The organism is Streptomyces sp. NPDC044033 (genome assembly GCF_056434425.1).
Genome location: NZ_JBWKFF010000013.1, coordinates 65,970 through 81,015 on the forward strand (window position 1 = coordinate 65,970; position 15,046 = coordinate 81,015).

General features: G+C 71.8%; 15 protein-coding genes. 8 read left to right on the top strand and 7 right to left on the bottom strand.

The annotated features are described in order from the left end of the window. Positions 1-157 precede the first annotated feature (157 nt). The 4 genes from AC07AB_RS22835 (at position 158) to AC07AB_RS22850 (ending at position 4,876) form a co-directional block, all read left to right on the top strand. Positions 158-1,246, top strand: a complete 1,089-nt coding sequence (locus AC07AB_RS22835) for an LLM class flavin-dependent oxidoreductase (RefSeq protein ID WP_478569752.1) — start codon at positions 158-160, stop codon at positions 1,244-1,246. Further along, positions 1,243-2,733, top strand: coding sequence for an NtaA/DmoA family FMN-dependent monooxygenase (locus tag AC07AB_RS22840; RefSeq protein WP_478569754.1), 1,491 nt, complete (start codon positions 1,243-1,245; stop codon positions 2,731-2,733). The genes AC07AB_RS22835 and AC07AB_RS22840 overlap by 4 nt, the downstream gene beginning before the upstream one ends. A gap of 5 nt (positions 2,734-2,738) precedes the next feature. Continuing rightward, entirely contained in the window at positions 2,739-3,548 is an 810-nt protein-coding gene (locus tag AC07AB_RS22845) for a DUF1684 domain-containing protein (RefSeq protein WP_478569756.1), read from the top strand. Positions 3,549-3,967: 419 nt separating this feature from the next. Beyond that, entirely contained in the window at positions 3,968-4,876 is a 909-nt protein-coding gene (locus AC07AB_RS22850; protein WP_478569758.1) for a S1 family peptidase, read from the top strand. A gap of 272 nt (positions 4,877-5,148) precedes the next feature. On the opposite strand, the gene AC07AB_RS22855 is transcribed toward AC07AB_RS22850, so the two are convergent. The 4 genes from AC07AB_RS22855 to AC07AB_RS22870 form a co-directional block, all read right to left on the bottom strand. Then, a complete protein-coding gene (locus AC07AB_RS22855; protein WP_478569760.1) occupies positions 5,149-5,940 on the bottom strand; it encodes a maleylpyruvate isomerase family mycothiol-dependent enzyme in 792 nt (263 codons plus the stop codon). A 65-nt stretch (positions 5,941-6,005) separates the two neighbouring features. Then, positions 6,006-6,155 carry a hypothetical protein gene (locus tag AC07AB_RS22860; RefSeq protein ID WP_478569762.1) on the bottom strand — a complete coding sequence of 50 codons (150 nt, stop codon included), beginning with the start codon at positions 6,153-6,155 and terminating at the stop codon, positions 6,006-6,008. Then, the gene (locus AC07AB_RS22865; protein ID WP_478569764.1) at positions 6,152-6,856 is read right to left on the bottom strand and encodes a hypothetical protein; all 705 of its coding nucleotides are present in this window, start codon (positions 6,854-6,856) and stop codon (positions 6,152-6,154) included. Before AC07AB_RS22865 ends, AC07AB_RS22860 begins: the two co-directional genes overlap by 4 nt. Before the next feature lie 38 nt (positions 6,857-6,894). Then, entirely contained in the window at positions 6,895-7,239 is a 345-nt protein-coding gene (locus tag AC07AB_RS22870; protein ID WP_478569766.1) for an MmcQ/YjbR family DNA-binding protein, read from the bottom strand. 95 nt (positions 7,240-7,334) lie between these two features. On the opposite strand from AC07AB_RS22870, the gene AC07AB_RS22875 reads away from it, so the two are divergent. Together AC07AB_RS22875 and AC07AB_RS22880 are read left to right on the top strand one after the other, a co-directional pair. Further along, positions 7,335-8,111: an aminoglycoside adenylyltransferase family protein gene (locus AC07AB_RS22875; protein WP_478570058.1), complete on the top strand. Its 777-nt coding sequence runs from the start codon at positions 7,335-7,337 to the stop codon at positions 8,109-8,111. 129 nt (positions 8,112-8,240) lie between these two features. Continuing rightward, positions 8,241-9,272, top strand: a complete 1,032-nt coding sequence (locus tag AC07AB_RS22880) for a slipin family protein (protein WP_478569768.1) — start codon at positions 8,241-8,243, stop codon at positions 9,270-9,272. A gap of 45 nt (positions 9,273-9,317) precedes the next feature. Here AC07AB_RS22880 and AC07AB_RS22885 read toward each other — a convergent pair whose 3' ends face one another. Continuing rightward, complete coding sequence (locus AC07AB_RS22885) at positions 9,318-9,731, bottom strand: MerR family transcriptional regulator (RefSeq protein ID WP_478569770.1); 414 nt, start codon at positions 9,729-9,731, stop codon at positions 9,318-9,320. 197 nt (positions 9,732-9,928) lie between these two features. Here AC07AB_RS22885 and AC07AB_RS22890 point away from each other — a divergent pair, with 197 nt between their 5' ends. Both AC07AB_RS22890 and AC07AB_RS22895 read left to right on the top strand, forming a co-directional pair. Continuing rightward, positions 9,929-11,005, top strand: coding sequence for an alkene reductase (locus tag AC07AB_RS22890; RefSeq protein ID WP_478569772.1), 1,077 nt, complete (start codon positions 9,929-9,931; stop codon positions 11,003-11,005). 449 nt (positions 11,006-11,454) lie between these two features. Continuing rightward, positions 11,455-12,525, top strand: a complete 1,071-nt coding sequence (locus tag AC07AB_RS22895) for a S1 family peptidase (protein ID WP_478569774.1) — start codon at positions 11,455-11,457, stop codon at positions 12,523-12,525. A gap of 234 nt (positions 12,526-12,759) precedes the next feature. Here AC07AB_RS22895 and AC07AB_RS22900 read toward each other — a convergent pair whose 3' ends face one another. Both AC07AB_RS22900 and AC07AB_RS22905 read right to left on the bottom strand, forming a co-directional pair. Further along, the gene (locus tag AC07AB_RS22900; RefSeq protein ID WP_478569776.1) at positions 12,760-13,194 is read right to left on the bottom strand and encodes a subtilase-type protease inhibitor; all 435 of its coding nucleotides are present in this window, start codon (positions 13,192-13,194) and stop codon (positions 12,760-12,762) included. Between the two features lie 583 nt (positions 13,195-13,777). Further along, positions 13,778-14,992, bottom strand: a complete 1,215-nt coding sequence (locus AC07AB_RS22905; RefSeq protein WP_478569778.1) for an amidohydrolase family protein — start codon at positions 14,990-14,992, stop codon at positions 13,778-13,780. Positions 14,993-15,046 lie beyond the last annotated feature (54 nt).

The following is a 15,046-nucleotide window of genomic DNA, read 5'->3' on the forward strand; positions in this document are numbered from 1 at the left end:
AGCCGAGACGGGCCCAGTCGGGCCGCGCGCCGTCGAGACGCGTGCCGAGACGCGACGGCCGCCGGGCGGCGCCGGGGAGCCCCGAGGGCCCCGGGCGCGACCAGCCGGGACCGCCCGCCGCCGTACGGAAGCGACCACCGAAGGAAGGCATTCGACCATGTCCGTACCCTCCCCCTCCCGGCCGCTGCGGCTGGCCGCGGCCGTCGACCACGCCGGCGCCCTCGACGCCGAGCCGTACGTACGCGCCGCGCGCCTCGCCGAACGCGGCAGGCTCGACTTCGTCACCCTCGGCGACTCCTTCGCCCGGCGCGGCCCGGACGCCCTCGCCGTGCTCGCCCGCGTCGCGCCCGCGACGGAGCGGGTCGGCCTGGTGCCCACCGTCACCACCACGCACACCGAGCCGTTCCACGTCTCCAGCGCCGTCGCCACCCTGGACTGGGTCAGCCGCGGCCGGGCCGGCTGGGCCGTGGACGTGTCGACGACCGCGGCCGAGGCGCGGCTCTTCGGCCGCCGTTCCGCGGCCTCCGCGCGGGCGCTGTGGCGCGAGGCCGCCGAGGCCGCCGACGTCGCCGGGCGGCTCTGGGACAGCTGGGAGGACGACGCCGAGATCAGGGACATCGCCACCGGTCGCTTCATCGACCGCGACAAGCTCCACTACGTCGACTTCGAGGGCGGCGAGTTCTCCGTGCGCGGCCCGGCCATCGTGCCGAGGCCGCCCCAGGGGCAGCCGGTCATCGCGCTGGATGCCACCGCCTCGCTGCCGCGCGAGGCCGCGGCCCGGCACGCCGACGTCGCGTACGTACGGGCCATGAGCCGGAGCGCGGCCGCCGGGGCCCGGGCGGATCTGCGCGGGCGCGCGACGACGCACGGCCGCGACCCGGACGAGCTGACGGTGCTGGCCGCGCTCACCGTGGACCTGACCGACGGCGAGATCGCGGCGCCGGCCGGCGCCGCCTCGCCTGACGGCCCCCTCACGACCGGCCGCGACGGGCGCGCGCTCTACCGGGGCGGGCCCGTCGGACTCGCCGAACTGATCAGCGGCTGGCACGAGTCCGGGGCCGTGGACGGCTTCCACATCACGCCCACCGACCCGGTGGACGACCTGGAGCGGTTCGTCAACGGCACGGTGGCGCTGCTCCAGCACCGCGGCCTCTTCCGCACCTTCTATCCCGGCGCCACGCTCCGCGACCACCTCGGCCTGCCGCGCCCCGCCAACCGCTACGCACCCGCCGGAGGCATCGCATGAACACACCGGCCAAGAACACACCGGCCAGGGACTCCCTGGCCAAGAACACACCGGTCACGAGCACACCGGCCAAGTACACACCCGCCAAGAACACACCCGCCAAGAACACATCCGCCAAGAACTCCCCAGCCAAGAACGGGAACACCCCCGCCAAGAAGCAGATCCACCTCGCGGCCCACTTCCCAGGCGTCAACTCCACGACTGTATGGGCCGATCCGCGCTCCCGCAGCCAGATCGACTTCTCCTCCTTCGAGCACCTGGCCCGCACCGCCGAGCGCGGCCTGTTCGACTTCTTCTTCCTCGCCGAGGGGCTGCGGCTGCGCGAGCACAAGGGGCGGGTGCACGATCTCGACGTGGTCGGCCGCCCCGAATCGATCACCGCGCTCAACGCCCTCGCCGCCGTCACCGAGCGCCTCGGACTGGCCGCCACGGTCAACGCCACCTTCAACGAGCCGTACGAACTGGCCCGGCGGCTCGGCACCCTGGACCACCTCAGCGGCGGCCGGGCCGCCTGGAACGTCGTCACCTCCTCCGACGCCTTCACCGGCGAGAACTTCCGGCGCGGCGGCTACCTCGACCGGGCCGACCGCTACACCCGCGCCGCCGAGTTCGTCGCGACCGCCCGCGAACTGTGGGACTCCTGGGACGGCGGCGACGCCCCGCGCCCCTTCTCCCACACCGGGCGGCACTTCGACATCTCGGGCGAGTTCGGCGTACGGCGCAGCCCGCAGGGCCACCCCGTGGTCATCCAGGCCGGCGACTCCGACGAGGGCCGCGAGTTCGCCGCCTCCGCCGCCGACATCATCTTCACCCGGCACGGCACGGTGGAGGCGGGCCGCGAGTTCTACGCCGATGTGAAGCGGCGGCTCGGCGCGTACGGCCGGCGGCCCGACGATCTCAAGATCATGCCCGGGGTCTCCTTCGTGCTCGGCGACACCGCCGCCGAGGCGCAGGAGAACGCCGCCGAGATCCGCCGGCTCCAGGTCTCGCCGCAGAACGCGATCCTCACCCTGGAGCAGATCTGGGGCCGCGACCTGTCCGCGTACGACCCGGACGGGCCGCTGCCCGACATCGACCCGGACCCCGACGGCGAGCTGGCCCAGGGCCGGGTCCGGCTCGGCGACCCGCTGGCCGTCGCCGAGAAATGGCGGGCGCTCTCGGTCGCCAAGGGGCTGTCCATCCGGCAGACGGTGATCGAGACGACCGGCCGGCAGTCGTTCATCGGGACCCCGCAGAGCGTCGCGGCGGAGCTCGACGAGTTCGTGCAGACGGACGCCGCCGACGGCTTCATCCTCGTGCCGCACCTCACCCCCGGCGGTCTCGACGACTTCGTGGAGCGGGTGGTGCCGCTGCTCCAGGAGCGCGGCTCGTTCCGCACCCGGTACGAGGGCACGACGCTCCGCGACCACCTGGGGCTGCCCCGGCCCGCCGCACCGGCCCCCGCCGCCCCCACGCGTGGCACGCGCGCGGCGGCTGTGAAAGGTTGAACGACATGAGCGACGACGCGCGGCAGCAGTGGAAGACCTGGCACGAGGGCCGCGTGGCGGCGGTCTCCGAGCCGTACGGGCCGCTCGCGCTCACCGGTACGCACTGGCTCGCCGACGCCGTGGACGGCCGCGTTCCGACCCTGGACGGCGGCACCCTCCCCGGGCGCTGGACCGAGGACGGCGCGGGCGATGACACGATCCTGCTGAGCGCCACCGCCGCCGACGGGCTGACCCTCGACGGCCGGCCACTGGACGGCGAGGCCCGGCTCGGCGAGGACAGCGGCCCCGGGACGGCCCGCGTGGCACGGGGCGGACAGCGCTTCGTCGTACTGCGCCGCGAGGGCCTGTGGGCCGTGCGGGTCTTCGACCCGGACGCGGAGAACCGCCGTTCCTTCGCCGGGATCGACGTCTTCGACTACGACGAGCGGTGGGTGCTCAAGGGGGTGTTCCGCCCCTACGGCGCGAGCCGCACCGTGCGGGTGGGCAACGCCGACGGCCAGGAGCGGGGCCTCGGGCTCGGCGGCGAACTGGCCTTCACGGTCGACGGCGAGGAGCACACGCTCCAGGTCGCGGTGGAGGACGACGGGTCGCTGTGGGCCGTACTCGCCGACGGCACGAGCGGCCGGGACAGCTACCGCTTCCGCTTCCTGCGCCCGCCCGCGCCGGCCGCGGACTCCACGGTGACCGTGGACTTCAACCGGACCGTCCTGCCGCCGTGCGCCTTCGCCGACCACTTCATCTGCCCCTTCCCGCCGCCGGGCAACACGCTGCCGATCGATGTCCGGGCGGGGGAGCGGAACCGGCTGACGCGCTGAGGGACAACAGGCCCGGAGCGGGCGGCGGCACCGGCCGACACCCCGTAGGGCCGGGTGTCGTGCTGGGCGGAACCGGCTGACGCCCCGTAGCGCTGTCCGTCACGCCGGGCGGAACCGGCTGACGCGCCATAGCGCCGGCCGTCACGCCGGGCGGAACCGGCTGACGCGCCGATACGTCCTATCGCCGACCCGAGGGGGTCAGCGCCGGCCCCGGTGGCTTCCGAGCCGCCGGGGTCCTGGCGGCTCGCCGCGGCCCGCGGTCCGAAAGATGCCCTTGCGCCTGCGTACGGACGCCCCGATACTCCGCAACAGCGCTTGTCAGGGGCACGGCGGAAGCGGAATCCCGGTGTGCCCTTTGACTGCGCCTCACGGGCCCGCCCACCCCACGGCGGCCCCCTACCCCCCTCGGGAGGAAGAACGTGAGGATCAAGCGCACCACCCCCCGCAGCGGCGTCGTCAGACGTTCCGGCTTGCTCGCCACGGCGGCGGGCCTCGCGGCAGCGACGGCCCTCGTCGCCACCAACGCACACGCGGACGGCGGCCAGACCGCCGGACCATACAGCGCAGCCCAGCTCTCAGCCGTCGACTCGGCCGTGCGGAGCGCCGACGTCGCGGGCACGGCCTGGGCCGTGGACGCGAAGACCGGTTCCCTGGTCGTCACCGCGGACAGCACCGTCTCCGCGGCCGACATATCCAGGATCAAGACCGAGGCGGGCGCCAACGCCGGCGCCATTCGCGTCGAGCACATGGCGGGCAAGCTCCAGAAGCTCATATCCGGTGGCGACGCGATCTACGCGCCGTCCTGGCGCTGCTCCCTCGGCTTCAACGTGCGCAAGGGCAACACGTATTACCTGCTCACCGCCGGGCACTGCACCGAGGGCAAGCCGGCCTATTACGCGAACTCCAGCAAGACCACGAGCATCGGCCCCACCACGGGCACCAGCTTCCCCGGTAACGACTACGGCATCGTGCAGTACACCAACACCTCGCTGGCCCACCCCAGCTCCGTCGGCAGCCAGCAGATCACCAGCGCCGCCAACCCCACCGTGGGCCAGAACGTCACCCGGCGCGGCTCCACCACCGGCACCCACAGCGGCAAGGTCACCGCGCTGAACCAGACCGTCAACTACGGCAACGGCGACATCGTCTCCGGCCTGATCAAGACCACCGTCTGCGCCGAGCCCGGCGACAGCGGCGGCTCGCTCTACTCCGGTTCCACCGCCTACGGCCTCACCTCCGGCGGCAGCGGCAACTGCACCTCCGGTGGCACGACGTTCTTCCAGCCGGTCGTCGAAGCGATGAACGCCTATGGCGTGAGCCTCTTCTGATCGGTTGATCGGTTTGTGAGCGCGTCCCCAGCGAAGGCGTGGCTCACGAAGGCGCGGCTCACGAAGGCGTAGTTCTCGAAGGCGCAGCTCTCTTCCCCACCTCCCCGCCAGCGGAGCCTGCCTCCGGCCGGAACACCGGCCGGAGGCAGGCGCACAGGACATCGGCCGGCGTGCGGGGCATCGGTGCGGCGCATCGGCGGGCAAGGCATCAGCGGGCAGCGCGTCGGTGTGCGGGCATCGGCGGGCAGCGCATCGGCCAGACAGCCCACCGGTCACCCGAAAGCGACCCGCTCCAGCCAGAAGTCGAGCAGCTCCGCATCGCCCAGGACCTCGATGCCCGGGCCGTGCGGGGAGCGCCGCCGGTAGACGACCAGCAGCAACTCGGTGAGCGGCCCGCGCACGGCCACCGCGGCCTTCTCGTGCGCGCGGCGCCAGACGATGGCATCGCCGGTCAGATCGACCAGCCACTCCGCCGCCGCGTCCGGCGGCGTGTCGGTGGCATGGAGGTGGATCGTACGGCCGGGGCCGAGCAGCTCCCGCATCTGAGGGTGGACCTCGAAGTGCATGGACAGCGAGCCGAGCTCCATCCACTCGTCGAGCGCGTCGAGACCGGCCTCGCGGCCGAGGGTGAACTCCGCGCCGAGGGCGAGTGTCGCGTCGGCCCGGTGCATGACCGTCTCGTGCGTCATGCGGCGGCCGAAGAACGCCGCCTTCCCCTCGTCCACCGGCGTCCACACGGCCGCGTCCGGCCCGGCGTCCCGCAGCGCGTCCGCCAGCAGCTCCGCGCCCTCGGTGAGCCAGGGCCCGAGCACGGCCGGGTCCTCGTCGGTGTACCCGGAGAGATCGCGGAAGTGCTCGTCGGAGGGCGGCCGCGTCGCCCGCGTCCGTACGGCCTCCTCGGCCCAGCGCTGCGCACCGCCGAGGTGCCGCAGCAGTTGTCCGACGTTCCAGCCAGGGCAGGAAGGCACCGGAACCGTCAGGTCCGCACCTGGCAGAACGGTCGCCAACTGGGCGGTCTGCGCGGTGATTTCGGTGCAGTAGCGGTCGTGGCTCATGGATGTCATGGCGTCACGTTAGACGCCGGGGGTGACACAGGACCTGACGGGCCGCGCGGCCTCTCCGCGGCCCGTCAGGACCGCGGGCCCGCGGCCGGTCCGTACGCCGTCCCGCCTCGCTCCCCGCCGCCGAGCCGCCCGGCGACTTTCAGCAGCTCTCCGGTGGCAGGGTGCGGGTCCGAGCCGCACACCATGTAGGTGAAGGTCCCGTCGAACCAGGTCACGCCGTGCTCGGCGCCCGCCCCCGTGAAGAGGCGGCCGGGGAGTCCGGCGACCGACACCGCCTTGCCCGAGCCGTCCCGCCGGCTCCGGCCGGTGAACTGGGAGATGGCCAGCGACGGATCCCCCGAGCCCTCCTGTAGTAGCGGGTCCAGGCGGGCCCGTGTTCGCTGTCCCGGTCCAGCAGGGACGGAAGGCCGAGCTGGGGGCCGGGCTGCTCCTGGTACATGCCGTCCGTCTGCGTGTAGCCCGGTGGGAGATAGCGGGGGGCGCCGAGGAAGGCGCCGTCGAAAGGGGAAATGCGTTCGCCGGTGGAGGCGTCGATGAGCCGCCGCTTTCCCAAGGGGGCCCGTAGCGTGGTGGCGATCTGCTGGTCCGCCGAGGTTCGGCAGGGGTGCGACAGGGTGGAGATGCCGGTCCTGATCGTCACGGCGACCGTGTCGGAGGACTCCCGAGCAGCCAGTTCGGGCCGCACCTTCTGGCAGGGGGACGAGGTGACGGCGGTGGTGAGCGTACGGCCGTCCCGGCTCACCAGCACCTGGCTCGACACCAGCCCGTCATCGCGGTGGTTCTTGAGCCGGTCCTCCCAGAGCCACCATGCGGTCAGGGCGGTGGTGACGACGGCTGTCGTGCCGACGATCCATAACCCGCGTATCAAATAGGTGAGTTGGTCCGGCCGCACAGTCGCCTTCGCTTTCGCATCCACTCATCAAGGCCATCGGGCGACGCCCCGCCCCGGCTGCTTCAGCCCGCCCCGGTGAAGGCGTCCAGGAGCTGCGGTGGGGCCGCCTGCTTCCAGGAGTCCACGAGGATGTCCCGCAGCTCGTCCACGTCCTCCAGTGCGGCGAGCCGCACCCGCACCCAGTTGGAGCCGGCCTCGTGCGGCGGCACCCAGAACTTCTCCGGCTCCGCCGCGATCAGCTCCCGCCGCTCGTGCGCGGGGCACCTCACCGCGAACGAGGTCTCGTCGTCGGGGACCGTGACGAACATCTTGCCGGCGACCCGGAAGGTGGGCATGGACCATGCCACCTTCTCCACCGTCTCCGGCAGGGAGAGGGCGATGCGGCGTACGTCTGCGGAATCGGTCATGATCACCAGATTAAGCGGTGACCGCACGGCGGCGGCGCCTCGCCGGAAACCGGTTGGCCCCCGCTCCGCCGCTCCCTACGATCCGGACCGTGGCGATCAGCGAGAACGGCCTCCCGGAGGCACAGACCGAGGACGTCGTGCGCCTGGTGCGGCGGGTGTTCGGCGCGGACGCCGTCGGCGCGTACCTCCACGGCTCCGCCGTCCTGGACGGGCTGCGGCCGAGCAGCGACGTCGATGTGCTGGCCGTCGTGCGGCGGCGCACGACGCCGGGGGAGCGGCGGGCGCTCGTGGACGCGCTGCTGGGGATCTCCGGTACGGGCTGCGGCGGGGACGCCCGGCCCGTCGAGCTGACGATCGTCGTCCAGGACGCGGTGCGGCCGTGGCGGTACCCGCCGCGCCACGAGTTCCAGTACGGCGAGTGGCTGCGTACGGAGTACGAGCGCGGCGAGACGCCGGCTCCGGGGACGAGCCCCGATCTCGCGCCGTTGATCACCATGGTGCTGCTCGGCGATACGCCGCTGTACGGGCCGCCGCCGGCCGAAGTGCTCGACGCCGTGCCGCACGAAGACCTCCGGCGCGGCATCGTCGCCGGTGTGCCGGAATCGCTGGCCGAGCTGGAGGACGACACGCGCAACGCCGTCCTGACGCTCGCCCGCGTCTGGATGACTTTGGCGACCGGGGAGATCGGTTCCAAGGACGCGTCCGCGGACTGGGCGCTCGCCCGACTCCCCGAGGAGCACCGCCCCGTACTGTCCCGCGCGCGGGCCGGCTACCTCGGCGCGGAGCGGGAGCGCTGGGACGATCTCGCGCCGCGCCTGCGCCCGTACGCCGGTCACGTCGCCGCCGCGATCGGGCGGCTGGCCCCGGGCTGACCCCGGTCTGTCTCCGGGCCTGTGCCGGGGGGCTCGACCGCTGCCCGTAGCGGGCATACCGTGGGAAATAACACCCGCCCTCCCCGCTCTCGGTGACGGGGAGGGGCCCAGGGCGGCTAGGGGGCCGTGATGGTCGAGGAGCTGGTGGCAGCAGGAGCGGCGGTCGCGTCCGCGGGTGTGCTGTACGCACTCACGGCGGCCCGTGTGATCAAGCAGTACGAGCGGGGTGTGGTGTTCCGCCTCGGCCGGCTGCGGGAGTCCGTGCGCGGGCCCGGGTTCACGATGGTGATCCCGGCCGTGGACCGGCTGCGCAAGGTGAACATGCAGATCGTCACGATGCCGGTGCCCGCGCAGGAGGGCATCACCCGGGACAACGTCACGGTGCGCGTGGACGCGGTCGTGTACTTCAAGGTGATCGACCCGGCCAGCGCCGTCGTCGAGGTCGAGGACTACCGCTTCGCCGTCTCGCAGATGGCCCAGACCTCGCTGCGCTCGATCATCGGCAAGAGCGACCTGGACGACCTGCTCTCCAACCGCGAGCGGCTCAACCAGGGGCTGGAGCTGATGATCGACAGCCCCGCCGTGGGGTGGGGCGTGCAGATCGACCGGGTGGAGATCAAGGACGTGTCGCTGCCGGAGACCATGAAGCGGTCGATGGCCCGGCAGGCCGAGGCCGACCGTGAGCGGCGGGCGCGGGTCATCAACGCCGACGCGGAGTTGCAGGCGTCGAAGAAGCTGGCCGAGGCCGCGCACGAGATGTCGGACGAGCCCGGGGCGCTCCAACTGCGGCTGTTGCAGACCGTGGTGGCCGTGGCGGCGGAGAAGAACTCCACGCTGGTGCTGCCGTTCCCGGTGGAGCTGCTGCGGTTCTTGGAGCGCGCGACTCCGCAGACCCCGCAGCCGCCGCCACCGCTGCAAGCTCAGCAGGTACAGCCCCAGCAGCCCCAGCAGTCACCGCCCCCGCAGCCCCAGCAGGCTCAGGTGAAGCAGCCGGAACAGGCCGATCTGCCCGATCAGGCCGATCTGCCCGATCAGGCCGATCGGGCAGACCTGGCAGAGCCGTTGGCGCAGGCGGCGCAGCTGCGCCAACCGGACCAGGTGGCTCAGGCGGATCAAGCGACCCGCGCGGATCAGACGCGCTCGGAACCAAAGGTGCGGTAGGGGGCCCGGCATCGGCCCCTCGCTCGGCGTGCCGCGCCGGCCACCCTAGGCGCCGACCCGTGCCACCGCGGCCTCCGCCGTCGGTGCGCTGCTCGTGTGCTCCAGCGTCTCCCGGTAGGCGCGGGCCGCGTCCATCATGTGGTCGAGCGTGTCCCGAGCCCGCTGAAGGCCGTCGATCTGTGCCGTGATCCTGCCGCGTTCGAGGGCCATCCGCTCCAACGCGGCGTCGGAGTTGTGCGTGCTCGGGTCGTCGGCGCACGGCATGAGGTGGGCGATGGTGCGGCTGGACAGGTTGGCCGCGTACAGGCCCTGGATGAAGTGGACGCGATCGGCGGCGGTCTCCGCGTAGTGCCGGTGCCCGCCGCCGCTGCGGACGCTGGTGAGGAGCCCTTGCTCCTCGTAGTACCGCAGCGATCGCACGCTGACTCCGGTACGTGCCGCGAGTTCTCCGATGCGCATAGCCGCCCTCTTCTCTGGTCTTCGCCGGTTCTACGTCGGGCCGTCAGGCCGCCGGGCCGCCGGGCTCCGGCACCGAACCGTGTGAGGGCCCTCACACGGATTCGCGGCGCCTCCGACTTGTATCTGACATGGGTGTCAGATTCTAACGTGGTTCTGCGCCCCGAAAGAGCGGGCGCAGAACCACGAAGGAGCAACCGATGCCGTCCCTGTTCAGCAGCTATCAGCTCGGCGGGCTGACCCTCCCCAACCGGACCGTCATGGCCCCGATGAGCCGCGTCAGGGCCGCCGCCGGCGGTCTGGCCACCCCCGCGATGGCGACCTACTACGCGCAGCGGGCCACGGCCGGGCTGATCGTCTCGGAGGGTGTCCAGCCCAGCCTCGTCGGGCAGTCCAATCCGGGCACGCCCGGTCTGCACACCGACGGGCAGCGGGACTCCTGGCGGCAGGTGACCGACGCCGTGCATGTCAACGGCGGCCGCATCTTCGCGCAGATCATGCACGGCGGCCGGGTCTCGCACCCGGACACCACGGGCTTCCAGCCGGTCGGCCCGTCGGCCGTGCCCGGCGAAGGCAGCGTCTTCACCCCGAACGGCCCGCAGCCCATGCCCGTACCCCGGGCCCTGGAGACCGACGAGGTGCCGCGACACGCCCGTTCCTACGCGGACGCCGCGCGCCGCGCCGTCGACGCGGGCTTCGACGGGGTCGAACTGCACGGCGCCAACGGCTATCTGATCTCCCAGTTCCTGTCGTCCAACGCCAATCTGCGCGACGACCGCTATGGCGGCTCGATCGCGGGCCGTATCCGGTTCGCCGTCGAGGCCGTCGCCGCCACCGTCGAGGCCGTGGGCGCCGCCCGTACGGGCATCCGGCTGTCGCCCGGCGGGGGCATCTGGGGCGTGGTGGAGAACGACGCCGCCGAGCTGAACACCGCTCTGCTGGAGGAGCTGGCCCGCCTCGACCTGGCTTACGTGCACGTGGAGGCCACCGCGGATGACGATGTACTCCTCCAGCTGCGCAGGGCCTGGCCGGGGACCTTGATCATCAGCCCCACCATGCCCAACGGCCCCAAGCAGGCCGGGCTGACCGAGGCCGACCGCTGGCTGGGCCAGGGCGCGGACCTGATCAGCTTCGGTCGCGCTTTCCTCGCCAATCCCGACCTGGTCGAACGCCTGCGCACGGGTCTGCCCGTCGCACCCGTCGACCAGGCGACCTTCTACCAAGGCGGCGACGCCGGTTACATCACCTATCCGGCCTATCAGCACGAAGCGGCCTGACCCGGCCGCTCTCACGCACGTGGCGGATGGGGCGCGGTCTTCCTCCAGCTCATACGGATGGAGGGCCGCAGTGTGCCGCCGTGTGCGGTCCGCTGGCGCCCGCGCCCGTAATTCACCCGCCGTCAACCGCCTCGCATTCCGGAAGCGGAGGGGCGGTTACCGGACAGCTCCAACCCTCACCCTCCGCTGACGTACCATCGGCCCACCGTATTCAGGACCGTGGCCGACGTGCATGGAGTTACCTGTGAGACCCACGTGGCGGGGGCGTGCGAAACTCTGTTCGCGCGACTGGAAGTCGGTCTTGTGCACTCCCTCACCTCATCGGAATACTCGACGGCGCAACTTGGCATGGACGCGACTCCCAATCGGGGGCGGCGGCCATGTCGTACCCCCTCCGGGTCCGGGCATTACCCCACAGCCGGCCCCATCCCCCCACTGGAGGTCAAGAGTTGAAGAACCGTCGGATGCCCAAGCGGCGCGTCGCCCTCGCCGGAGCAGGTGTCGCCGTACTCGCGGCCACGTCCCTCACCCTGCAGAACGCCAACGCGGCCCCCACCCCCACCCCCGACTCACTGTCCGTCACGTCGGCCGGAAAGCTCGCGAGCAAGCTCTCCGCCGGCCTCAAGGGTGACGCGGCCGGTTCGTACTACGACGCCAAGGCCAAGAAACTCGTCGTCAACGTCCTCACCCAGGCCGCCGCGGACAACGTCCGCAAGGCCGGGGCCGAGCCGAAGGTCGTCAAGCACTCGCTCGCCCAACTGGACTCCGCCCGGCGGACGCTGGACGCCAAGGCCGCCATCCCCGGCACCGCCTGGGCCGTCGACCCGAAGACCAACCAGGTCGCCGTGACCGCCGACCGCACGGTCAAGGGCGCCAAACTGACGAAGCTCAACAAGGTCGTCTCTTCGCTCGGCGACAAGGCCGCGCTGAAGAGAAGCGCTGGTGAGTTCAAGCCGCTGGTCGCGGGCGGCGACGCGATCTGGGGCAGCAGCGCGCGCTGCTCGCTCGGCTTCAACGTCACCAAGGGCGGCCAGCCGTACTTCCTGACCGCCGGCCACTGCGGCAACGCGGTCAAGAGCTGGTCCGACAAGCAGGGCGGCCAGGAGATCGCGACCACGGAGGCGTCGACCTTCCCCGGTCACGACTACTCCATCGCGAAGTACACCGGCCAGACGGACCACCCGAGCGAGGTGGATCTCTACGGCGGCACCCAGAAGATCAGCAAGGCCGCCGAGGCCACCGTGGGCGAGAAGGTCAAGCGCAGCGGCTCGACCACGCAGGTCCACGACGGCACGGTCAAGGCGCTCAACGCCAGCGTGAACTACCAGGAGGGCAAGGTCGACGGCCTGATCCAGACCGACGTCTGCGCCGAGCCCGGCGACAGCGGCGGCGCCCTCTTCGACGGCGAGTCGGCCCTCGGCCTCACCTCGGGCGGCAGCGGCGACTGCTCCCAGGGCGGCGAGACCTTCTTCCAGCCGGTACCGGAGGCGCTCAAGGAGTACGGGGCGGAGATCGGCTAGTCCACCGGCCCCCCACCCGGTCCGCTTGACGCGGCCCCCGGGCAACCCCTCCAGGTTGCCCGGGGGCCGCACCGCGTACGGTCGGCGCTCCGCTATGCGTACGGGCGCCCGTTATCCGTACGGTCGGCGGCGCCCCGGCGGCCCTCGGGAACTGTGCCCTCAGGAAGTGCGACCTCAGGAACTGCGGCCTCAGGAACGGCGGCCTCGGGAACTGCGGCCTCAGGAACGGCGGTCTCAGAACTCGAAGACCGTGCTGAGGGCGTTCTCCTTGGTGCACGCGTTGGCGAAGGTGTGCTCGTACGAGATCCGGGCGCCGTCCCAGACGCCGTCCACGGTGACGACGACGGGGTTCCATACGTGCGGACACGCTCGGTTCGAGGCCGGTTCGGCCAGTACGTCGAACTTGCCGTCGGCCGCGTGCAGTTCGGCACAGGCGGCGGTCGCGGCCGGGTGGGTCCCGCTCGCGGTCGGGGCGCAGCTCAGCGTCACCGCACGGCGGACCGTGGTGTTCGCGGCGTGCTCGCCCTCGCCGACGGTGAGCACCAGCGCCGAGGGCGCGTAGAGGCTCATGGGCTTTACGGGCGCGGCGTTGGCCATGGTCGACGCCCCGGCGAGGCCGGTCACGGCCAGCGCGGCGGCAAGAGCGATTCCCCCAGTGATGTATCGCATTTCGAACACTCCCTTGCTTGTAGGTGCAGATACCGGACGGGAGTCTTACCGAACCGCTCGCCGAACGCACATCCTCCGATCACTTCTGGTCGCTGGTTGAATGCGTTCCGTAGTGGCGCGAACTCGCGTGACGGGGGTCTCAGGGGCGGGAACGCGCGGGCGGCCGCCATGAGTTGATGCGCGGTCATGTTTCCGGGGTGCGGAGCGGCGGAAAAGCCTTCTGATCATTGCCTATGTTGCGAGATATGCCTTAGTGGTTGAAGCCTGACCCGTGATCTGCCTTCGGTTCCAATGGTCCGCAACCCTGGCGTGGGGTCTCTGACGGCCCGGCCGAAAAGAGGCCCGATGAGCGGTCGCGGGGCGTCCGGAGCGCCTCAGGTCCACGGCAGCAATGGCCGAAGTCCGCTCAGCGAACACGCGAGATCCGCCCCGCCGAGAGGTCGCCGGGGGGCTCTTCGCCCGTATCCACTCCTGACCGTACGACCAGGCCGCCCGGCGGTTCCCGTACCAAGTCGGCTCGTGGACGCCGGGCGTGCGCCGGAACGCCTACGACGGGTGTCTCCCGACCGTGGCGACCACGCTGTCAGCTCGCCAGGCGGGTGCCGCGGCGCCAGATGGCGCGAGTGTTCAGGGTGTCGCTGATGGTGGAGGTCGGGTCGCCGTCGACGAGCAGGAGGTCCGCGCGGAGACCTTCCGCGATGCGGCCCCGGTCGCCGAGACTGAAGCGACGGGCCGTCGTCGCCGTGGCCGCGCGCAGGGCCTGCGAGGGCGTGAGGCCGGCGGCTACGAGATGCTGCAACTCGTGGTGGAGGCTGGCCCCGTGGGCCAGGCCCCCGAAGAACGTCTCCGGCACGGAGACGTCGGTGCCGGCCAGTACGTCGATCCCGGCGGCGTCCAGGGCGTGCACGGTCGCGTACACGTCGTCGAGCTTGCCCTGCGGGTAGCGGTCGAAGCTGGAGCGCAGGGCTTCGTCCCACTTGCTGTCGAGTCGCGCGGCGACTCGGGGGTCGTCGGCGAGTTCGCCGCCCGTGATCCCCATCAGCGACGCGTTGACGCTGATGCAGGGCACGACGAACATGCCCGCGTCCTTGATGAGTTCAATGATCTCCGCGGTGTGCGGCTGGTCCATGAACACGTGGACGAGGCCGTCGATGCCCGCTTCGGCGGCCATCCTCGTGGCCTCCACGGTCAGCGCATGGGCCACGGTGAGGGCCCCGTACTTCTTGGCCTCCGCCACACCGGCGTTCACCGTGGCCTGGTCGAGCATCGGCAGTCCGGGGTGCCCTTCCACGCTGCCGTCGTCGATCATGAACTTGATGAAGTCGGACCCGCGCGCCAGAAGCTGCGGGACGAACGCCGCCGCCTCCTCCGGCGTGGTGGAGAAGGGCATCACTGGCATGACCGGCGGAAGGTCCCACTCCGGCTCGAACCCCTCGGGCATCAGCTCGCTCGGGTGACCGCCCGGCGGTGTGATGCCGAATCCGGCGGAGCGGACGTCCGCCACGGTGTCGTCCTCGGCGATGTGTCCCCGGTTCTCCCGGGTGTTCATCCCCTGCATCTCCAGTTCGGTGGTCACACCGAACCGCAGCGCGAGGGCCAGGGTCCCCGGGGCGGAGTGGACGTGAGCGTCGATGAGCCCCGGCAGCAGCGTCGCCCCGCTGCCGTCGACAGTCGCACAGCCGTCGGGAGCGTCACCGCCGACGCGAACGATCCTCGCGCCGTCGATGACCACGGTCTGCACACCGAGCGCCTTCTCCCCGTCGAAGACCCGCGCACCGGTGATGGCGGTGAGTGCCATGGCGGCCCACCTCGCTTTCTTGCTCGCCCGTATTTGTATACCTGATGCTATGGA